This window comes from Mycobacterium sp. SVM_VP21, assembly GCA_024758765.1.
Taxonomy (GTDB): Bacteria; Actinomycetota; Actinomycetes; order Mycobacteriales; family Mycobacteriaceae; genus Mycobacterium; species Mycobacterium heraklionense_C.
In genome coordinates, this window is record CP101406.1 from 3,422,256 (window position 1) to 3,442,929 (window position 20,674).

General features: G+C 67.6%; 20 protein-coding genes and 1 pseudogene. 12 read left to right on the forward strand and 9 right to left on the reverse strand.

What is annotated here, in order from left to right:
* Positions 1-117: 117 nt before the first annotated feature.
* Positions 118-789 carry a hypothetical protein gene (locus tag NM962_15925; GenBank protein ID UVO11448.1) on the forward strand — a complete coding sequence of 224 codons (672 nt, stop codon included), beginning with the start codon at positions 118-120 and terminating at the stop codon, positions 787-789.
* Positions 790-861: 72 nt separating this feature from the next.
* Here the strand turns inward: NM962_15925 and NM962_15930 are convergent, their stop codons facing one another.
* The 5 genes from NM962_15930 to NM962_15950 all read right to left on the reverse strand — a co-directional run bounded on the left by NM962_15930 (position 862) and on the right by NM962_15950 (position 4,257).
* Positions 862-1,089 carry a hypothetical protein gene (locus NM962_15930; protein ID UVO11449.1) on the reverse strand — a complete coding sequence of 76 codons (228 nt, stop codon included), beginning with the start codon at positions 1,087-1,089 and terminating at the stop codon, positions 862-864.
* Between the two features lie 63 nt (positions 1,090-1,152).
* Positions 1,153-2,037: an amino acid ABC transporter permease gene (locus NM962_15935; protein ID UVO11450.1), complete on the reverse strand. Its 885-nt coding sequence runs from the start codon at positions 2,035-2,037 to the stop codon at positions 1,153-1,155.
* Positions 2,034-2,711 carry an amino acid ABC transporter permease gene (locus NM962_15940; GenBank protein UVO11451.1) on the reverse strand — a complete coding sequence of 226 codons (678 nt, stop codon included), beginning with the start codon at positions 2,709-2,711 and terminating at the stop codon, positions 2,034-2,036. Before NM962_15940 ends, NM962_15935 begins: the two co-directional genes overlap by 4 nt.
* Entirely contained in the window at positions 2,708-3,529 is an 822-nt protein-coding gene (locus tag NM962_15945) for a glutamate ABC transporter substrate-binding protein (protein UVO11452.1), read from the reverse strand. The genes NM962_15940 and NM962_15945 overlap by 4 nt, the downstream gene beginning before the upstream one ends.
* Positions 3,529-4,257, reverse strand: coding sequence for an amino acid ABC transporter ATP-binding protein (locus NM962_15950; GenBank protein UVO14766.1), 729 nt, complete (start codon positions 4,255-4,257; stop codon positions 3,529-3,531). The genes NM962_15945 and NM962_15950 overlap by 1 nt, the downstream gene beginning before the upstream one ends.
* Before the next feature lie 146 nt (positions 4,258-4,403).
* Between NM962_15950 and miaB the strand changes: the two genes are divergently transcribed.
* Positions 4,404-5,843 carry a tRNA (N6-isopentenyl adenosine(37)-C2)-methylthiotransferase MiaB gene (miaB, locus tag NM962_15955; protein UVO14767.1) on the forward strand — a complete coding sequence of 480 codons (1,440 nt, stop codon included), beginning with the start codon at positions 4,404-4,406 and terminating at the stop codon, positions 5,841-5,843.
* Entirely contained in the window at positions 5,840-6,436 is a 597-nt protein-coding gene (locus NM962_15960; protein UVO11453.1) for a hypothetical protein, read from the forward strand. The genes miaB and NM962_15960 overlap by 4 nt, the downstream gene beginning before the upstream one ends.
* 40 nt (positions 6,437-6,476) lie before the next feature.
* Here NM962_15960 and NM962_15965 read toward each other — a convergent pair whose 3' ends face one another.
* Both NM962_15965 and NM962_15970 read right to left on the reverse strand, forming a co-directional pair.
* Entirely contained in the window at positions 6,477-6,932 is a 456-nt protein-coding gene (locus tag NM962_15965; protein ID UVO11454.1) for an SRPBCC family protein, read from the reverse strand.
* 79 nt (positions 6,933-7,011) lie between these two features.
* Positions 7,012-8,355 (reverse strand): DUF349 domain-containing protein, encoded by a 1,344-nt coding sequence (locus NM962_15970; protein UVO11455.1) that lies wholly within the window; start codon positions 8,353-8,355, stop codon positions 7,012-7,014.
* Positions 8,356-8,604: 249 nt separating this feature from the next.
* Here NM962_15970 and NM962_15975 point away from each other — a divergent pair, with 249 nt between their 5' ends.
* From NM962_15975 to NM962_16015, 9 genes are all read left to right on the forward strand, one after another.
* Positions 8,605-9,486 (forward strand): DMT family transporter, encoded by an 882-nt coding sequence (locus tag NM962_15975; GenBank protein UVO11456.1) that lies wholly within the window; start codon positions 8,605-8,607, stop codon positions 9,484-9,486.
* A gap of 76 nt (positions 9,487-9,562) precedes the next feature.
* Positions 9,563-10,480 carry a DMT family transporter gene (locus NM962_15980; protein UVO11457.1) on the forward strand — a complete coding sequence of 306 codons (918 nt, stop codon included), beginning with the start codon at positions 9,563-9,565 and terminating at the stop codon, positions 10,478-10,480.
* Between the two features lie 10 nt (positions 10,481-10,490).
* Positions 10,491-11,159, forward strand: a complete 669-nt coding sequence (locus NM962_15985; protein UVO11458.1) for a hypothetical protein — start codon at positions 10,491-10,493, stop codon at positions 11,157-11,159.
* Entirely contained in the window at positions 11,156-12,070 is a 915-nt protein-coding gene (miaA, locus tag NM962_15990) for a tRNA (adenosine(37)-N6)-dimethylallyltransferase MiaA (GenBank protein ID UVO11459.1), read from the forward strand. Before NM962_15985 ends, miaA begins: the two co-directional genes overlap by 4 nt.
* Positions 12,071-12,074: 4 nt before the next feature.
* A complete protein-coding gene (gene dapF / locus NM962_15995) occupies positions 12,075-12,953 on the forward strand; it encodes a diaminopimelate epimerase (GenBank protein UVO11460.1) in 879 nt (292 codons plus the stop codon).
* Positions 12,950-14,383 (forward strand): GTPase HflX, encoded by a 1,434-nt coding sequence (hflX, locus tag NM962_16000; GenBank protein ID UVO11461.1) that lies wholly within the window; start codon positions 12,950-12,952, stop codon positions 14,381-14,383. Before dapF ends, hflX begins: the two co-directional genes overlap by 4 nt.
* A 212-nt stretch (positions 14,384-14,595) precedes the next feature.
* Positions 14,596-15,969: a DEAD/DEAH box helicase gene (locus tag NM962_16005; GenBank protein UVO11462.1), complete on the forward strand. Its 1,374-nt coding sequence runs from the start codon at positions 14,596-14,598 to the stop codon at positions 15,967-15,969.
* Positions 15,970-16,050: 81 nt separating this feature from the next.
* The gene (locus NM962_16010) at positions 16,051-17,211 is read left to right on the forward strand and encodes an acyl-CoA dehydrogenase family protein (GenBank protein UVO11463.1); all 1,161 of its coding nucleotides are present in this window, start codon (positions 16,051-16,053) and stop codon (positions 17,209-17,211) included.
* Positions 17,212-17,449: 238 nt separating this feature from the next.
* On the forward strand, positions 17,450-19,459 hold the full coding sequence (locus tag NM962_16015) for a hypothetical protein (protein UVO11464.1): 2,010 nt from the start codon (positions 17,450-17,452) through the stop codon (positions 19,457-19,459).
* Here NM962_16015 and NM962_16020 read toward each other — a convergent pair.
* Both NM962_16020 and lexA read right to left on the reverse strand, forming a co-directional pair.
* Positions 19,460-19,787: pseudogene (locus NM962_16020) on the reverse strand (nuclear transport factor 2 family protein). It abuts the gene before it with no gap.
* A complete protein-coding gene (gene lexA, locus NM962_16025) occupies positions 19,787-20,473 on the reverse strand; it encodes a transcriptional repressor LexA (protein ID UVO11465.1) in 687 nt (228 codons plus the stop codon). The pseudogene NM962_16020 and the gene lexA overlap by 1 nt, the downstream one beginning before the upstream one ends.
* Positions 20,474-20,674: the final 201 nt, after the last annotated feature.

Genomic DNA, 20,674 nt, shown 5'->3' on the forward strand with positions numbered 1-20,674 from the left:
CATGCCTGGGCTTTCGGTCTCCGACGGATCTTCCAGCACGGAGGCAGCTAACTGCAAGGGTGTGAACGTAACGTCTGCTCGCATCGTCGACGAGGCGTTCGTTGAAAGGCTGGGGAAATGCACGTTCGTAGTATTCGCCGCTGGGGTGTGAGTGCGGGTATAGCGGGTGGAGCCGCTGTGGCGGCGGCACTGGTCGGGATGGCCGTCGCGCAGGCCGATAGCACCACCGATGAGATCAACGGCTGGACGGTGACGCCGACCGGCGGCAGTGACAACGGCAGCCTGTTCCCACCGGCCACGCTGTCAGACCCTGGCGATTCGCTGGGACTGGGCACCGCGCCGATAGTGGGCGGCTTTGACAGTGTTCCCGCGACATCGCTCAGCAGTATCGGATCGAATCAATCTTTTGCCACGCCGCTGTCAACCGCCGATACGGCGGAGAACCTTTTCATCCAGGACAACTGGTTCCCGGGCTTCGAGATGGCCTCCGTTCAAGCCGGCCAAGACAATGGGGTCATGTCGCTCCTGGTGCCCGACGCTAGCGGTAAAGAGATCGTCGATCTTTTCAACTTCGGCACTCCGGACCCTGCGCCGCTGTTCAACCCGGACGCCACCGGCCCGATCGACATCGGCGGGGTCCAACTGGCCGACCCGCACGACGGGGCATTGCTCAACGACCTCTTCGCCGCGGCGTTCCAAGGCGACAGCGCCGACTGGAGCAGTGCGATGACGCTGTTCGATGACTGGCTCGGTATCGACCCGTCGACTGGGGCTGACTTCGTTCTCTGACGCCAAGACCTGAGAGAAACTACTCGGCCCGGGTGTGGACACCCGGGCCGAGTTGTCGTTGGACAGGACGGTTCAGGCGTCCTCGGCCGCTTCTTCGTCGGTGCTGGTGAAGACCTCCTTGGTCCGCTCGACGGCGTGAGTGGCGATCTCCATGGAGTCCTGGACGATCGCGCTGACGCCGCCGGAGATGTCTCCGCGAATGATGTCGCCGGCGTCCTCGACGATGTCCGAGGCCTTCTCGACGGCGTGTGCGGCGATGTCGCGTGCAGCGTTGAATGCGTCCTTGGGGGTGATGGCCATCCGAGTCTCCTGTCGTTAACTGTCGAGTCCGACTCTAGACGGCAGACACCGTGCGCGCAGTCCCTAAACCACCCGGGCGCCCGGGGCGCCCTCCGGCTCAATTGTGGCCGCCCCCAAGGGGGAGTGGCGGGCCCGGCGCAGACGCCGCTCCAGCCCGATTGCCCCGGCCGAGAGCACCAGATTTCCGCTGATCATCAGCGCCGCGATCACCAGCAGTGCGGGCAGGTAGTTGCTGTACTGGGAGCCGACGACGGTGCCTTGGCGCACCATCTCCACGAACGTGATCTGGTAACCGATGGCGGTGTCCTTGAGTACCACCACCAGTTGTGACACCAGCACCGGCAACATCGCGGTGACGGCCTGAGGAAGCAGGACCAGCCGCATCGAGGCGCCCCAGCCCAACCCCAACGCGGCTGCCGCCTCGGATTGCCCGCCGGGCAGGGCTTTTACGCCCGCCCGTACGATCTCGGCGATGACGGCCCCGTTGTAGAGGGTCAGCCCGGTGACCACTCCGGCCAGCGCTATCTGTTGCGGGGGGAAGACGTTGAGTAGGCCGTAGATGAAATAGGCGAAGATCATCATGATCAGCACCGGAATTGCCCGGAAGAACTCCACGGTCACCGCGCAACTCCAGCGCACCGGCTTGATCTGCGACAGTCGGCCGACACCGAGCGATACCCCCAGGATCAGCGCGAGTCCGATGGACCAGGCTGCCGCGGTCAATGTGCCCATCACCCCGGGCAGCACGTAAGTGCGCCACAGGTCCGCGGTCAGAAACGGTGTCCATTTCTCCGCGGTGAGCTGGCCCTTGGCTGACAGTCGCGAATAGATCACCCAGCCCAGCAGTCCGGCAACCAACACCGTCGCCACCGACATTGCGTGGTAGCGGGCGCGGGCCCGGGGCCCAGGGGTGTCAAACAGCACCGTCGCCCGGGGCGCGGACCTCATCGCGACACCGCCCAGCGCCGGTCCAGATATCCGAACAACAAACCCAGCGGCAGAGTGAGCACAACGAAGCCGGCGGCGAACACCGCGCCGACCCCCAGCAGCGCCGCGGTGTTCTCGGTCATCGACTTCATCAGCAGCGCCGCCTCGGCGACCCCGATCGCTGAGGCCAAGGTGGTGTTCTTCGTCAGCGCGATCAGCACCGAACCCAGCGGGATTATTACGGCCCGAAAAGCCTGGGGAAGCAAGATGATTCGGAGATTCTGGGTGAAGCTCAGTCCCAGCGAGCGAGCGGCCTCGGCCTGGCCAATGCCCACGGTGTTGACGCCCGAGCGCACCGCCTCGCAGACGAACGACGCCGTGTACACACTCAAGCCCAGCACCGCCAGGCGAAAGTTGCTGTCGTCGATCGACGTTGGCGACTGCGGATCGGTCAGCGAGACTCCCAGCGTCTGGGCCAGCCCGAACGAGCACAGCAACAACAGCAGCGTCAGCGGGGTGTTGCGCACCAGATGGACATAGCCGCCGCCGATCCACCGCAGCACCGGTACCGGGGCCAGCCGCATCGCGGCCAGCCCGGTGCCCAAGATCAGCGCGAGCGTGCCGGACAACACTGCCAACTCGACGGTGACGGTGAAAGATTGGAGTATTTGTCCTCGGTACTCGGCGAACATCATCGCTCGATCGGCGGCGGTTCGGGCACCGCGAACCCGGCGGGACCGAAGTTGTCCACGAACGCGGCTCGCCACGATCCGTCGCGTTCCATCTCCTCGAGGGCGTCGTTGATCCGCTGGCGCAAGGCGTCGTTGCCCTTGCGCACACCTATGCCGTAGAGCTCTTGCGAGAAGCGTTCGCCGACCAGTTTGAAGGCTCCGGGACTCTGGGCGGCGTAGCCGGCCAGGATCACGTCGTCGGTGGTCACTGCGTCGATTGCACCGTTGCGCAGCGCCTCCACGCACGCCGAATAGGTGTCGTAGCGCTGCAGCTGCACGCCCGGATAGCGGTCCTTGATCCGTTGGGCCGGAGTGGAGCCCGAGACCGAACACAGCTTCTTGTGCCGCTGCAGTGACGCGGTGCCGGTGATGTCGGTGTTGTCGGCGCGCACCAGCAGCGACTGCCCGGTGAGCAGGTAGGGGCCAGCGAAGTCGACCTTCTGTCGCCGGGAGTCGGTGATCGAATAGGTGGCCACCAGGTAATCGACCTGGCCGTTGCGCAGCAGCATCTCGCGCTGGCTGGACGGGGCCTCGATCCACGCGATGCGGTCGGGCGGGTAGCCCAGCCGGGCCGCCACGTAGCGGGCCACGTCGACATCGAATCCGCCGAGCGTGCCGTCGGGCTTCTTGACGCTCAAGCCGGGTTGGTCGAACTTGACGCCGACCGTGATCTTACCGCTGTCGTGGGCGGTACACGCCGTGCAGAGCGCGGCCAATGCGGACGCCACCGCCAGGACCGCCCAGGCTCGTGCCAGCACCTGCAGGGTTCGCGCTGTCCGCATCAGTGGTCGAGGACCTTGGCGAGAAAGTCTTGGGCCCGCATCGATTTCGGCGCCGCGAAGAACTCTGCGGGGGCGGATTCTTCGACGATGGCACCGTCGGCCATGAACACCACCCGATCGGCTGCACGGCGCGCGAAGCCCATCTCGTGGGTGACCACCACCATGGTCATCCCGTCGTCGGCCAGCGTGGTCATCACATCGAGTACCTCGCTGATCATCTCCGGGTCCAGGGCACTGGTCGGCTCGTCGAACAGCATCACTTTCGGGTTCATCGCCAGGGACCGTGCGATCGCCACCCGCTGCTGCTGTCCGCCGGACAACTGTGCGGGATGTTTGTGGGCCTGGTCGGCCACGCCGACCCGCTCCAGCAGTGCCATCGCCTGACGCTGCGCCTGCGCTCGGGGCATCTTGTGCACCTTCATCGGTGCCAGTGTGACGTTGTCCAGGATGGTCTTGTGCGGAAACAGGTTGAACGACTGGAACACCATGCCGACCTGGGCCCGCAGCCGGGCCAGCGCCGCACCTTCGGCAGGCAGCGGCTGGCCGTCGACGGCTATCGCACCGGAGTCGATGACTTCAAGCCGGTTGATGGTGCGGCACAGGGTGGACTTGCCCGAGCCCGACGGGCCCAGGATCGCCACCACCTCGCCACGAGCGACCTCGAGGTTGACATCTTTGAGCACATGCAGGCCGCCGAAGTACTTGTTGACGTGGTGGATGGCGATCATCGGCACCAGATCCGGCCCGCCGCTGGTCATGGGATCTGACCCTACCTAGGAAGGCATCGCGCGGGCGCCGCTATCGGCCTGGTCACTCCGATCGACTTAGCCGCCGTACCATAGACCGGGTGAGTTTGCCGGTGATTTCCGAACAGATGCGCACCTACGAAGTGCGTACCTACGGCTGTCAGATGAATGTTCACGACTCCGAACGCATTGCCGGCATGCTCGAGCAGGCCGGTTACCGGCGGGCACCGGATGACGTCGATGCCGACCTGGTGGTGTTCAACACCTGCGCGGTTCGGGAGAACGCCGACAACAAGCTCTACGGCAACCTGAGCCACCTGGCCCCAAACAAGCGCAGCAACCCCGACATGCAGATCGCCGTCGGTGGCTGCCTGGCGCAAAAGGACAAAGACAGCGTGCTGAGCCGCGCGCCCTGGGTGGATGTCGTCTTCGGCACCCACAACCTGGGATCGTTGCCGGCGCTGTTGGAGCGCGCCCGGCACAACCGCAGCGCCCAGGTGGAGATCGTCGAATCGCTGCGGGAGTTCCCGTCGTCGCTGCCCGCCGCGCGGGACTCCGCCTACTCGGCCTGGGTGTCCATCTCCGTCGGCTGTAACAACAGCTGCACCTTCTGCATCGTGCCGTCGTTGCGTGGCCGCGAAGTGGACCGCAGCCCTGAGGACATCCTCGCCGAGGTGCGGGCGCTGGCCGCCGAAGGCGTTCTCGAGGTGACCCTGCTGGGTCAGAACGTCAACGCCTACGGTGTCTCCTTCGCCGACCCGGAACTGCCGCGCGACCGCGGTGCGTTCGCGTCGCTGCTGCGGGCCTGCGGGGACATCGACGGTCTGGAGCGGGTCCGCTTCACCTCACCGCATCCGGCCGAATTCACCGACGACGTCATCGAGGCGATGGCGCAGACCCCGAACGTGTGCCCCACACTGCATATGCCGCTGCAGTCCGGCTCGGACAGGGTTCTGCGGGCGATGCGCCGCTCCTACCGCGCCGAGCGTTATCTGGGCATCCTCGACCGGGTTCGGGCCGCCATTCCTGACGCAGCCATCACCACCGACCTGATCGTCGGTTTCCCTGGTGAGACCGAGCAGGACTTCGACGAGACCCTTGAGGTGGTGGCGGCCGCGCGATTCTCGGCCGCATTCACTTTCCAGTACTCCAAGCGGCCCGGAACACCGGCCGCCGAACTTCCCGATCAACTGCCCAAAGAGGTTGTCCAGCAACGCTACGACCGGCTGATCGAGCTGCAGGAACAGATCTCCTGGGACGAGAACAAAGCCCAGGTCGGGCGCACCGTCGAACTGTTGGTGGCAGTCGGTGAGGGCCGCAAAGACGCCCAGACGGCGCGGATGAGCGGCCGTGCGCGCGACGGCCGGCTGGTGCACTTCGCTCCCGGGACCGCGCAGGTGCGCCCCGGTGACGTCGTGACCACAACGGTCACCGGTGCGGCACCGCACCACCTACTGGCCGACGGAGCTCTGCTGAGCCACCGGCGTACCAGGGCCGGTGACAGCTATGCCGAACCAGCGCCCAGTATCGGACTGGGCATGCCGAAGATGCCGGGGGTGACGCGATGAGCGGCAACGGGGACAACCATCACAACTTCGAGGCCTACCGCGCCGACATCGAGGCCGCCGAGCGGCGCGTCGCCGGAGAAATCGACCCCGGTGGCAGGGGGCTGGTCGTCGCGATCTGCGTCTTCGTGTTGCTCGGGTCCTTCCTGTTGCCGCACACCGGTTCCGTCCGCGGCTGGGATGTCCTTTTCCCCGGTGACGGCACCGACGAGGCCCTGGTGACGCTGCCGTCGCAGCTGTTCATGTGGCTGGCGTTGGTATTCGGGGTGGGGTTCTCGCTGCTGGCCTTGGTGACCCGGCGCTGGACGGTGGCCTGGGTGGCGCTGGCGGGCTCGGCGGTGGCCGCCGCCGTCGGGCTACTGGCGGTGTGGTCCCGGCAGACCGCGGTACGGGGTGACCCGGGCCCGGGCATCGGACTGATCCTGGCCTGGATCACGCTGATCGTGCTGACATTTCACTGGGCCCGCGTGGTGTGGTCACGCACCGCCCTTCAGCTCGCCGCCGAGGCCGAGCGCCGGCAGAGCACCGCGCAGCTGCAGTCACGAAACCTGTTGGACGATCTGAGCCGTCCCGAGGACCCGCCGGGGGGCGAGTAGGCCGGGTGGCGGCCCGGCCTTCGCCACCCGGTCGGGTCGATCATCGTCGCGGTACGTCTCCGCGCCAGGCACCGGTTTCGGCGGGCTGGTTCTCGATGAAGTCCTTGAACCGCTTGAGATCCGCGTGGACCCGGTGGTCAAGGATGTTGAGTTTGTCGGCCGCGCTTTCCAGAACACCATCGGGGTCTATATCCATCTGCGTGGTAACCCGGGTGGTGCCGTCGTCGATCTTGTGGAACGTGACCACGCCGCCATGACTCGGGCCGGTGTCGGAACGCCACGCGACCCGTTCTTCCGGGTGTTCCTCGGTAATCGTCGCGTCGAACTCACGCGACGCCGGACCCACCTTGATTCGCCAGTGCAGGTGGGTAGCGTCGCGTTGCTGTACCTGTTCGACGCCCTCCATGAACTTCGGGAACGACTCGAACTGGGTCCATTGGTTGTAGACCGTCCGGATCGGGCGCTTGACGTCGAGTGCCGCGGTGATATTGCTCATGTGTCACCTCCAGTGAGTGGGTTGTTGCCTCACTGGGGTGGTAGCCCGGCGGTGCCGATGCTCAAACATCGGCCGGTCGTCAGCGCCGGTTGAGCGCCTGTTCGGCGGCCTCGGCCCATTGCCGCCACTGCTCGGCGTTGGCGGTGGCCTCGGCGGCCTCCTTGTCCCGGCCTGCGGCCTGCGCCTTGAGTGCCTGACGTTCGAACTGTTCGGCGCGAGTGCGGAATTGGGCGGCCCGGGCTTCGGCTTCGGGATCCACCACGGCCGCCTCGGCGGCGGCACCGGCGTCGCGGACCTTCTTCTCCACCGCCCGCAGTCGCCGTTCCAACTCCGCGGAACGCTCTCGGGGCGCCTTGCCCAGGGCATCCCACTTGGTGACGATCGAGCGCAGCGCGGCGCGCGCAGCGTTCTGGTTGGTCGGGTCGATCCGCTCGGCCTCGGCCAGCAGGGCCTCCTTGGCGGTGGCGTTGGCCTCGAGCTCGGCGTCGCGTTCGGCGTTCGCGGCATTCCGGGCGGAGAAGAAGGTGTCCTGGGCGGCCTTGAACCGCTGCCACAACGCCTCATCGACGTCCTTGGAGGCCCGCCCGGTCGTCTTCCAGGTGGCCAGCAGTTGGCGGAACGTGGCACTGGTGGATGCCCAGTCGGTGGATCCCGAGAGCTCCTCGGCCTGCTTGCACAGCCGTTCCTTTTCCTCGCGTGCCCCGGCTCGGCCGCGGTCGAGGTCGGCGAAGTGCGAGCCCCGCCGCCGGTTGAAGCCATCGCGGGCCGCGGCGTAGCGCTTCCACAGCGCGTCGTCGACCTTGCGGTCCAGGCCGGTGATCGTGCGCCATTCGTCGAGAATGGCGCGCAGCCGGTCGCCGGTGGCCTTCCACTGCGTCGAAGTCGCGGCCAGCTCCTCGGCTTCGGCGGCCAGCGCCTCCTTGCGTGCGGTCGCGGCCGCCCGATGCTCATCACGCTGCGCACGGCCGGCTGCGGCGACGCTGTCGGCGTGCTCGGTGACCGCCGCGATCCGCGCCGCCAGCGCCTCTATGTCCCCGAGGACGCTGGCCGTCGGCAACTGCTCGGCCAGTGCCGCCGCGGATGCCTTGATCTTGCGGGCGTCGCCGCTGCCGGACGACAACCGCTCCTCGAGCAGCGTTACCTCGGTGCTCAGGTCGTCATAGCGGCGGCCGAAGTGGGCGAACGCGGCCTCGCGGTCACCGGCCTGCCAGGAGCCGATCTGTCGCTCACCGGCCGGCGTGATCAGCCACACCGTGCCGTCGTCGTCGACCCGCCCGAAGCGGTGCGGGTCACCGGTGGGCGGCCCGATAACGGCCGGGACAGGTCGGGCACCCGGCTTGGGCCCGACGTGGGCACCAGGCCTGGGACCGGGACGGGGCCCCGGCCGTGGGGTGGGGGCGGACGAACCGCTGTCAGTGGTCATCGCTGTCGTCACCTAACCCTTCGCGGGATAACCCGCGCATCTGCCGCGCACCGCGGCGCCTTCGATCTGCCTAGAAGCATTCAAGAGTATTCAAGCAGTTGCCCGCCACGCTGTGCCGTCAACTCGGCGGTTCAGCGAGGTTCGACGAAGGAGAGGCGAAGCTGGGGCCGCCGCATGAGCCGGGCGGTAGCCTGTCCGATCGCCACCGGGAGTTACCCGCGGCACCCGCAGACCTGTAGGAGGCCGGCATTGGCGAAAGAGACCATCGCCGTGCTGTTTGCGCTCGGTGCGGCGCTGTTCAGCGCGATCAGCGACGTGATTCAGCAGCGCAGTGCCCACCGGGTCGGTGACCAGGGGGTCGGGGCCGCTGCACTGTTCGCCCGCCTGTTGACCGATCGGCAGTGGTGGGTGGGCACGGTGTCAGGGCTGGTGGCGCTGAGCCTGCAGGCCGTGGCGCTCGGCCTCGGGTCGGTGTTGTTGGTGGAGTCGTTGCTGGTCACGTCACTGCTGTTCGCGTTGCCACTGGGTGCCCGGCAATCCGGCCATCGCCTGCGGCATTCGGTGTGGTCGTGGTCGGCGTTGCTGGTTGGCGCCGAGTCGATCATCATCGCCATCGGCCATCCCACCGCCGGGCAGGCGAGGGCCTCTCTGGAGGCCTGGTTCTGGGTGATCGCGGTGCTGGCGCCGACGGTGTTGCTCTGTCTGATCGGGGCGCGAGCCTATACAGGGCGACCGGCAGCGGCCGTGTTGCTGGCTGCGGTGTCCGCCATTTCGTGGGGCACTTTCGCGGTGTTGACCAAGGGGGTGGTCGATCTGATCGGCCACGGTCCGCGCGCAATGGCCACCGCACCGGAGCTGTATGCGTGGGCCGCGGTCGCGCTGACCGGCGCGGTGTATCAGCAGTCGTCATTTAGGGCCGGCGCCCTGACGGCCTCGTTGCCCACGATCACGGTGCTCGAGCCCATAGTGGCCACAACGCTGGGCATGGTCCTGCTCGGCGAGGTGCTCAACCCCGGCCGCGATGCGGCGTTCACCCTGGTGCTTGCGGTGGCGACGCTGGTCGCCGCGGTGGCGGCGCTGTCGCGGGATCAGGCGGCCACCGCGGGCGAGCCGGCCGTCGCGGTGGCTTAACCGAGCGCCGCCGGTGGCCTCGCTCCCGGGCCGGAAGGTGAACAGCGGGTATCGTTGCCCGCTTGAGGAGGGGGCCATGTCGACAGGGAATTTCCTAGCGGCGTTGCTCGCGCTGTGCGCCGCACTGGCGTCCGCGATCGGCGACGTGATCCGGCAGCGGTCGGCCCAGGAGATCACTGACCAGCAGGTAGGCCACCTGGAGCTGTTCTGGCTGTCGCTGCGCGACCCGCGGTGGTGGGGCGGCGGCGCAGCGGCCGTGGCCAACTACGCCCTGCAGGCGGTGGCCCTGGCGGTCGGCTCGGTGATGCTGGTGACCGGCTTGCAGGTGACCGCACTGCTGTTCGCGCTGCCGATGTATGCCTGGCTGACTCATCGCCGGGTGACCAACTGGGAGTGGATGTGGGCCATCCTCCTGGCCGCAGCGCTGGCAGTGGTGGTCGTGGTGGGGGATCCGACCGAAGGCAAACATCACGCGCCGGCGGCCACCTGGATCATCGTGTCGGTCGTGCTGGCGGTGGTGCTGGTGGGCTGCGTGCTGGCCGCCCGGATCTACAAGGGCCGGCCGGCGGCCGCGGTGCTGCTGGCGGTGGTGGCCGGCACCTCGCTGGCGGTGTTCGCCCTGCTGACGAAGGTTCTGGTGGAGGTGCTCAAAGCCGACGGCATCGGCGCGGTGCTGCGGGCGCCGGCGCTGGTGCCCTGGCTGGTGGCGACGCTGGCCGGGATGATCTTCCAGCAGTCGGCGTTTCGTGCCGGTGCGCTGACCGCGTCCATGCCGACGATGACCGTGGCCAAACCGTTGGTGGCCAGTGCGCTGGGCGTCCTGCTGCTCAACGAGACCATTCAGGCCGGCGGGACAGAGGACGTCGCGGTGATCATCGGGGTGGTGCTGATCGTGATCGCCACGGCGGCACTGGCCCGCGGCGAGGCCGCCACCATCGTCGCCGATGCCGGCGCCGACCTGGCCGAGCCGGTGGCTGCGCCGACCAACAGCTAGCTTGGGTGCCGTGCTGGGACCGATAGCGATCATGCCGTCGGCGCCGGTGCTGGTGCCCGAGCTGGCCGGCACCGCCGCCGAAGCCGCTGAGTTGCGGGCCGCAGCGCTGACCGCTGCCCGGGCGCTGCCGACGCGCTGGGTGGTCCTCGGGGCCGGGCCGGATGCGGTGTACGGGGCCGAGAGCAACGGCACTTTCGCCGGATTCGGCGCCGATGTGGCGGTGCGGCTGGCACCGGCCGCCCCCAATCCTGTTGATCTGCCGTTGCCCGCGTTGATCGCCGGATGGGTGCGAGGTCAGGTCTTTCCCGACGCCGAGGCAGTGGTGCACTGTTGCGCCGATCCGGAGACGGCGCCGGACACCGGTAGGCGCCTGCGCGCCGAGATCGACCACGCGGCCGAGCTCACCGGCGTGCTGCTGGTTGCCGACGGCGCCAACACTTTGACCCCGTCCGCTCCGGGTGGGCACCACCCGGGCGACGTCGAATGCCAGCGCGCCCTGGACGATGCTCTGGCCGGCGGCGACGTCGCCGCATTGACCGGGTTGCCCCCGCAGATCGTCGGCCGGGCGGGGTTCGCGGCTCTGGCCGGGCTGCTCGGAACCGCGCCGCGCGGCGTCACACAGCTCTACCGGGACGCCCCGTACGGGGTCGGCTACTTCGTGGGGGTCTGGCAGCCGTGAGGCCGATCGCAGTCGTTGGGCCCACCGGGACGGGCAAATCACAACTGGCGCTGGACCTAGCCGCGCGGCTGGGCGGCGAGATCGTGAACGCCGACGCCATGCAGCTCTACCGCGGCATGGACATCGGCACCGCCAAACTGCCGCCGGGCGAGCGCGGCGGCATTCCGCATCACCAACTCGACGTGCTCGACGTCGTACAGACCGCGACGGTGGCCCGCTATCAACAGGCCGCGGCGGCGGACGTCGAGGCGATCCTGGGCCGCGGCGCGGTGCCGATCATCGTGGGCGGGTCGATGCTCTACCTGCAGGCCCTGCTCGACGACTGGTCGTTCCCGGCCACCGATCCGGTGGTGCGGGCCCGCTACGAACAGCGGTTGGCCGAGGTCGGAGTTGCCGCGATGCATGCCGAACTGGCGGGCGCCGACCCTGCGGCCGCCGCGGCGATCCTGCCCACCGACGGCAGACGCATCGTGCGGGCGCTGGAAGTGGTGGAACTGACCGGAGCGCCGTTCGCCGCCTCCGCTCCCACCATCGGAGCGCCGCGCTGGGACACCGTGATCCTCGGATTGGACTGCGACACAGCAATTCTCGATGAGAGACTGGCCGCACGCACCAACACGATGTTTGCCCAGGGGCTGGTCGCCGAAGTCGAAGGACTGCTGCAGTCGGGCTTGCGGGACGGGGTCACCGCCGCCAGAGCGCTGGGCTACGCCCAGGTGATCGCCGCCCTTGATGCGGGCGGCGACGACCGGGATCTCGCGGCTGCCCAGGAGCAGACGTTCATCGGAACCCGCCGCTACGTGCGCCGGCAGCGATCCTGGTTCCGCCGTGACCATCGCACCCAATGGCTCGATGCCGCCGCCGGTGGCCTGCTCGACGCGGCGCTGGCCGCGATGCGGCACGTATCCTGAGCACATGCTTTTCGCCAAGGGCCACGGCACCCAGAACGACTTCGTGTTGCTGCCGGACCTGGACGCGGCACTGGAGCTGACCCCGGCCGCGGTGGCCGCGCTGTGCGATCGCCGCCGCGGCCTGGGCGCCGACGGTCTGTTGCGGGTCACCACCGCCGGTGCGGCGGCGAACGCCGGGGTGCTCGAGCAGCTGCCTGAAGGGGTGGCGGATGCCGATTGGTTCATGGACTACCGCAACGCCGACGGCTCGGTGGCCGAGATGTGCGGCAACGGAGTCCGGGTCTTCGCGCACTACCTGCGGGCCGCCGGCCTGGAATCGGCCGACGAGTTCGTCGTCGGCTCGCTGGCCGGGCCGCGACCGGTGATCGTGCACCATGCCGACGACGTGCACGCCGAGGTCACCGTCGACATGGGCAAACCGAACCTGTTGGGCAGCTCGGGGCCGGCATTCGAGGCGCTGGTCGGCGGACGCCGGTTCGCGGGCCTCGGCGTCGACGTCGGCAATCCGCATCTGGCCTGTGTGGATCCCGGGTTGTCGGAGGCCGATCTGGCCGCCCTGGATGTCGGGGCGCCGGTGTGGTTCGACACCGCCCAGTTCCCGAACGGGGTGAACGTGGAGATTCTGACCGCGCCGCGTGACGGCGCGGTAGCGATGCGGGTGCATGAGCGCGGCGTCGGCGAGACCCGCTCGTGCGGCACCGGCACGGTGGCTGCCGCGGTGGCGGCCCTGGCCCATACCGGAGTCTCGACCGGCACGCTGCGGGTCAACATCCCCGGCGGGCAGGTCAGCGTCACCGTCACCGAGGCCGGCAGCTACTTGCGGGGTCCGTCGGAACTGGTGGCGCGTGGCGACATCGCCCCGAGGTGGTGGGCGGCGCAGTGAGCTATCCCGACTCGAGGCCGCAGCCCAGCACCGGTGAGCTGAACCTCGACGACCGCGCAGCACTGCGCCGTGTCGCCGGGCTGTCCACCGAACTCGCCGACATCTCCGAGGTCGAATACCGCCAACTGCGCCTGGAAAAGGTGGTGCTGGTCGGAGTGTGGACCGAGGGCACCGCCGCCGAGGCCGACGCCAGCATGGTGGAACTGGCGGCGCTGGCCGAAACCGCCGGTTCGGAGGTGCTCGAAGGCCTGATCCAACGTCGCGAACGGCCCGACCCGGCCACCTATATCGGCTCCGGCAAGGCTCAGGAATTACGCGAGATGGTGCTGGCCACCGGAGCCGACACCGTCATCTGCGATGGCGAACTGTCCCCAGCACAGCTGACCGCGTTGGAAAAGGCGGTCAAGGTCAAGGTGATCGACCGCACCGCGCTGATTCTCGACATCTTTGCCCAGCACGCCACCAGCGCCGAAGGCAAGGCGCAGGTGGCGCTCGCGCAGATGCAGTACATGCTGCCGCGGCTGCGCGGCTGGGGTGAGTCGATGTCACGGCAGGCCGGTGGGCGGGCCGGCGGCGCCGGCGGTGGAGTAGGCACCCGCGGTCCCGGTGAGACCAAGATCGAAACCGACCGGCGCCGGATCCGGGAACGGATGTCCAAGCTGCGCCGCGAGATCAAAGCGATGAAGCAGGTGCGTGACACCCAGCGCAGCCGCCGGCGGCACAGTGACGTCCCTTCGGTGGCGATCGTCGGCTACACCAACGCCGGCAAGTCCAGTCTGCTCAACGCGCTGACCGGTGCCGGAGTCCTGGTTCAGGACGCGCTGTTCGCCACATTGGAACCGACCACGCGACGTGGAGAGTTCGACCCCGGAACAAAATTGGCCCGCCCCGTTGTGTTGACCGACACAGTCGGCTTCGTGCGGCACCTGCCCACCCAGTTGGTGGAGGCCTTCCGTTCCACGCTGGAGGAAGTCGCCGACGCCGACCTGCTGGTGCATGTGGTCGACGGTTCCGACCCGGCGCCACTGGCGCAGATCAGCGCGGTACGCGAGGTGATCTCTGAAGTCATCGCCGAGCACGATTCCGGCCCGAGTGGTCAGCGTGCTCCGGAACTGTTGGTGGTCAACAAGATTGACGCCGCGGGAGATCTGGCGTTGGCCCAACTTCGACGTGCTTTGCCCGAAGCCGTGTTCGTCTCAGCGCACACCGGTGAAGGCATTGATGCGCTGCGCCAACGGATGGGTCAATTGGTGGCGCCGGTCGACACCGCAGTCGATGTCGTCATCCCTTACGGTCGTGGCGATTTGGTAGCCAGAGTGCACGAACATGGTCGAGTTCAGCAGGCCGAGCACGGCGAGGGCGGTACCCGAATCCGCGCGCGGGTTCCCGCGGCATTGGCTGCCAGTCTTCGGGAATTCGCCGCATTTTAGGCATTGCCGCGCCGGTGCTATAGGCTGGTGCTCACGCGTCGTGGAACGCTTACTCACCGCCGTCCGGCCCCAGATGCCGATTCAGCTGGCGTGTGAAGCTCTTCTCGCGGCGATCGCTATTGCCAACAGGCAATCTCGCCAACTCTGTGTTGCAGACAGATAGGTCCGTCGTGACGGCCGCTGTGGCACAGCCGATGCCGGAAAGGCATGTCATGACCACCAATTCATTCGCCGAACTCGGCGTGCCCGCTGAACTTGTCAGTGTGCTCGCCAATCGCGGTATTGCCGCACCGTTTCCCATTCAGGTCGCAACGTTGCCGGACAGTCTGGCCGGCCGTGATGTGCTGGGCCGGGGCAAGACCGGCAGCGGAAAGACGCTGGCCTTCTCATTGCCGCTAGTCGTTCGCCTGGCCGGCGAGAAGCGCCACCGGGCCCGGCCGAGTGGCCTGGTGCTGGCGCCCACCCGGGAGCTGGCGACCCAGATCACCGCAACCCTGGAGCCGCTGGCGGCCGCGAGCGGCCTGACGGTGACCACCATCTTTGGCGGGGTGTCGCAGAACCGTCAGGTGGCCGCGCTCAACGCCGGCGTCGATATCGTGGTGGCCTGCCCCGGACGGCTCGAGGATCTGATGAAGCAGCGGCTGATCACGCTGGACGCGGTACGCATTGCCGTGCTGGACGAGGCGGATCACATGGCCGACCTGGGCTTCCTGCCCGGCGTGACCCGCATTCTGGCCGCCACCGCCGAAACCGGTCAACGACTGCTGTTTTCGGCGACGCTGGACAACGGGGTCGACAAGCTGGTTCGGCGCTTTCTGCGGAATCCGGTGTCGCACTCCGTCGATGAACTCGACGCACCGCCCCCGGCAATGACTCATCACGTGTTCCACGTCTCCGGCTTGCAGGACAAGAAGGACTTGGTGCAGCTGCTAGCTTCGGGCACCGGCCGGCGAATCCTGTTCCTGCGCACCAAACATCAGGCCCGGAAACTGGCCCGCCAGCTCACCGAATCCGGAGTTCCGTCGGTCGACCTGCACGGCAACCTGTCGCAGCCTGCCCGTGAGCGCAATCTCGCGGCATTCGCCGACGGGGATGTCCGGGTTCTGGTGGCCACCGACATCGCGGCCCGCGGCGTGCACGTCGACGAGGTCGAACTGGTGGTCCACGTGGACCCGCCCGCCGAGCACAAGGCTTACTTGCACCGTTCCGGGCGTACGGCACGCGCCGGCAGCGCCGGGGACGTCGTCACCGTGGTCCTGCCCGAGCAGCGCCGCGAGACCCAGGTGCTGCTGCGCCGTGCGGGGATCAGCGCCGCCCCGCAACAGGTGGCGGCCGATTCCGCTTCGGTGTTGGAGTTGGTGGGGGAGGTAGCTCCGTTGCGGGCGCCCGCTCCGGTGGCCCCGAAGGCCGCTCCGCCGGCCCGCGCCAAGAGTTCGCCGGGCCAGACCTCACCGGGTCAGTCCGGCCGTCCGCGGCGCCGTCGTGGCGGCAGCAGCGGCGCTGCGCAGCCGGCTTCGCAGGCCGACGGCCGGCGTCGGCAGCGGGGCGGTACTGGACAGCGCCGACAGGGTGGGGTAGCGCGCTAGCGCCGGTACCCACCGCTGCGTCGCCCAACCATCCGGTTGGTCTATTCTCGTCGGAAAGATCCGTCGACCGGAGGTCAGGCAATGAGTGCCGCAGTCAAGTACCAGCGAACCCTGTTCGATCCCGAACACGAGCTTTTCCGGGAGTCGTTCCGGGCCTTCCTGGATCGCCACGCCGCGCCCTACCAGGAGGAGTGGGAGAAGGCCAAGATCGTCGACCGCTCGGTGTGGCTCGAAGCCGGCAAACAGGGCTTCTTGGGCATGGCGGTGCCCGAGGAGTACGGCGGTGGCGGCAACCCGGACTTCCGCTACAACACGATCATCACCGAGGAAGTCACCGCGGGCCGCTACAGCGGGTTGGGCTTCAGCCTGCACAACGACGTCTGCGCGCCCTACCTGCTGGAACTGTGCAATGAGGAGCAGAAGCAGCGCTGGTTGCCGAAGTTCTGCACCGGTGAGCTGATCACCGCGATCGCGATGACCGAGCCGGGCACTGGCAGCGACCTGCAGGGCATTAAGACCCGCGCGGTCAAGCAGGGCGACCACTACGTGCTCAACGGCTCCAAGACGTTCATCACCAACGGCATCCACTCCGATCTGGTGATCGTCGTTGCTCAGACCGACCCCGAGAAGGGCGCGCAGGGCTTCTCCCTGCTGGTCGTGGAGCGCGGGATGGAGGGTTTCGAGCGCGGTCGTCACCTGGACAAGATCGGTTTGGACGCCCAGGACACCGCCGAGCTGTCCTTCACCGACGTACACGTGCCGGTGGAGAATCTGCTTGGTGAGGAGGGCATGGGGTTCATCTACCTGATGCAGAACCTGCCGCAGGAGCGGATCTCGATCGCGATCATGGCCGCCGGCGCCATGGAGGCGGTGCTGGACCAGACGATCCAGTACACCAAGGAGCGCAAGGCGTTCGGCAAGCCGATCGGCAGCTTCCAGAACAGCCGTTTCTTACTGGCCGAGCTGGCCACCGAGGCCACCGTGGTGCGGATGATGGTCGACGAGTTTGTGAAGCTGCACCTGGACAAGAAGCTGACCGTCGAGCAGGCCGCGATGGCCAAGTGGTATTCCACCGAGAAGCAGGTGCACCTGATCGACCGCTGCCTGCAGCTGCACGGTGGATACGGCTACATGCGCGAATACCCGGTCGCGCGGGCTTATCTGGATGCCCGCGTTCAGACCATTTACGGCGGGACGACCGAGATCATGAAAGAGATCATCGGCCGCAGCCTCGGCGTCTAGCTGAAGCAATCGGCAACGATTTGGCGCCCCGATCGGGCGCTGCAAGGGGCGCTACCTGCATGTTTGGTAGCGCCCCTCGTTCCGTTCAGGGCAGCGGCCTTTGCATCATTTCAGCATCGGGTGGGTATCTGTTTCCGCAATATCGATGACTTGGCTTCGAAACTCGGGCCGATTGCGGGAAAGTCTATGCCGGAAACATTTGCGTCGATAATGTCGATAAAGATGCCTGGGAGGGCTGGTGACTAGTCGGAAAGATCGGTTCGGCAAGACGGCGGTGCGCATGGCGCTCGGCCTGGCGGCGACGGTCACCGTGCTCTTGTCGGTGCAGACCGCTGCGGCGACGCCCGACGGCGATGCCCACGACGCCATCACGGCGGCATGGCAGGCGGCCGGCGGCGACGGGTCGCCGCTGGGTGCACCCAAGGGGGACGTGCACCCGGCCGGTGTCGGATTCGCCCAGGACTTCGCGGGCGGCACCATCTTCTTCACCCCGGAGACCGGCGCCAAGGCGCTTTACGGGGCGATCCTGGACAAGTACGAGGCATTGGGCGGTGCGGCCGACAACGACCTCGGCTTCCCCAGCAGCGACGAGGTGCCCGGGCTGGTTCCCGACAGCCGGGTGGCCATCCTGTCCGGACCCGACAACCCGGTGATCTTCTGGACGCCCGAGCACGGCGCTCACGTGGTGCGCGGACCCATCAATGCCGGCTGGGACAAGCTGGGCAGCTCCACCGGAGCGCTCGGGGTCCCGGTCGAGGACGAGAGCTACGACGGTGCTGTCGTCACCCAGAAGTTCAGCGCCGGGACGCTGTCCTTTGACAGTGCGACCAGGACGTTCACCACGGTTCCGCCGGAGCTGGCGGCGCAGCTGGCTGATGTGCAGGCCCAGGTCGACCCGACCGCGGCCATCGATCAGGCCTGGCGCAGCGCTGGCGGGCCCGCCGGCGCACTTGGGGCCAAGCAGGGCGACCAGTACGCGATAGGCGACAACGGCGGCGTGGGTCAGGACTTCGCCCACGGCAAGGTCTATTTCAGCCCGGTCACCGGAGCTAACGCGGTCCTAGGCGACGTGCTGGCCAAGTACGAGTCGCTGGGCGGCCCGGCCGGCAGCGACCTCGGCTTCCCGATCACGGGCACGGCTGACGGAGCGATCCCGGGCAGCAAGTTCAATTCGTTCGCCGCCGACGACGAGCCGGTGATCTTCTTCAGCCCCGACAACGGCGCCTTCGTGGTGCGAGGGGCGATGAAGTCGGCCTGGGACAAGCTCGACGGAGCTTCCGGAAAGCTGGGCGCCCCGGTGGGTGACCAGACCGTCGAAGGCGACGTGGTGTCGCAGAAGTTCACCGGCGGATCGATCGCCTGGAATCAGGCGAACAACACGTACAGCACCGAACCGGCGGAGCTGGCACAAGGCCTGTCGGGCCTGCAGATTCCCGGCACGAACCTGCCCGACGGCAGCAAGTCGACCTCGACCGGCGTGGCCAAGGAGACGCACTGGAACTGGATGTGGGTGCTGATCCCGGTGGTGGTGCTGGCAGTGCTGGGCGCCCTGGCCGGGGCCGCGATGTGGTGGCAGCGGCGTCGGCCGGCCGCTGTGCTGCCGGGTTCACCGGTTGCAGTGCCGGCCCCGGTCGCCGACGACTACGACGACGATGACGAGCAGTGGGCCCACCACGACCGGCGCGAAGACCACCGCGAAGATCACCGCGAGAACGAGGGCACCGTCCGGCTGCCGAGTCGCTACGGCGCCTCCGCATCGCCGTACGCGTCCGAGCCTGAACTGCCCGTCTCATCGATTCCGGATGCGCCGTGGCTGCACTACGGCGAGCACGAGAGCGAGGCGGAGGTCGACGACGATGACGACACCGACACCGCCCCCACCCGGGTGGTGACCGAAGAAGACTTCGGCACCGGTCGGCATGCCGTGGGGCACGGCGGTACCGGGGCGGACCCACGCGGGTTCGGCGCTGTCGCCGAACCCCGCAGGTTCGGCGGTGGCACGGACACTCGCACCTTCGGAGGTGGTGGCGAACCGCGCAACTTCGGCATCGACGAATCGGTGCACCCGGTGATGCACCTGCCGCTGGACGACCCATACCAGCAGCCGAACGGCTACCCGATCAAGGCGAACATCGGCTCGGGGCTCTACTACACCCCGCAGAACGCCCTATATGACGACACCCTCGCCGAGATCTGGTTCGCCACCGAGGATGCGGCGCGGCTCAACGGCTTCACCAGGGCCGGCTGATCACCGCGGCGGCAGCGGCAGGTCGCGTTCGCGTTGCGGGCGCGGGCCGAAGAGGCGCCGCTGCGCCGCGGTAATCGGGACCTGGTAGCACCACAGCTCTTTGCGTAGTGCGTAGTGCGTAGTCGCGTTCGGCGGCCCACTTGCGTCGCAGAAATGCTTCGATCTCCGCGTGCCCGGTGAGGAATTCGCCCCGGTTGCGCCACGCCGAGTCCTCGGTGTAGGCCAGCACCACACGTGCGGGATCTCGGGTATTCCAGGCGTCCTCCGCGGCTGACACCTTGTGTCGCGCCGACTCCGCATCGAACGGTGGGCACGGCGCGAACATGATCAGACCTTGCGGATGACGGTCACGACCTTGCCCAGCACCACCGCATCGTTGCCGGGTATGGGATCGAAAATGGGGTTGTGCGGCATCAGCCAGACCTGACCGCCGGTGCGTTTGAACGTCTTGACGGTCGCCTCGCCATCGATCATTGCGGCCACGATGTCGCCGTTGTCGGCGACGTTCTGCTGGCGCACCACAACCCAGTCGCCGTCGCAGATCGCGGCGTCCACCATCGATTCGCCGACCACCTTGAGCAAGAACAGTTCACCGTCACCGACCAGCTCGCGGGGGAGCGGGAAGACATCCTCGACGGCTTCCTCGGCCAGGATCGGCCCGCCGGCCGCGATCCGGCCCAGAACCGGAATGAAAGCGGGCTCGGGCAGCGCATCCGAACCGGCGAACTCGGTGCGCTGCACGGCCTCGACGGCGCCGGCCATGTCGTCCTGGCCACGGACGTCGACCGCGCGGGGACGGTTGGGGTCACGGCGCAGATAGCCCTTGCGTTCGAGCGTGCGCAGCTGGTGAGCAACCGAGGAGGTCGAGGTCAGTCCGACGGCGTCGCCGATCTCGCGGATGCTCGGCGGGTAACCCCGCTCGTTCACCGAAGCGCGGATGACGTTCAGGATCGTGCGCTGCCGGGCGGTCAGCGCTGAGTCCGGACCCGCTGGGTTACTGCTGCTGTCACTCATGGGGGCAAATCTAGTCGCATAGCTGCGGTTAATCAAACATGTGTTCGAGGTGTGTCGCGCGGGCGTTCGAAAGTGTCGACGACTTGTCGGACCCGTTCGCTAATATTTTCGACAACATTTCGATCACATGTTCGGATGTCGAACGTACGATCGATTAGTATTCGAACAGTCGAGCGAACAGGGTCGCCGGCGCCGAGTGAG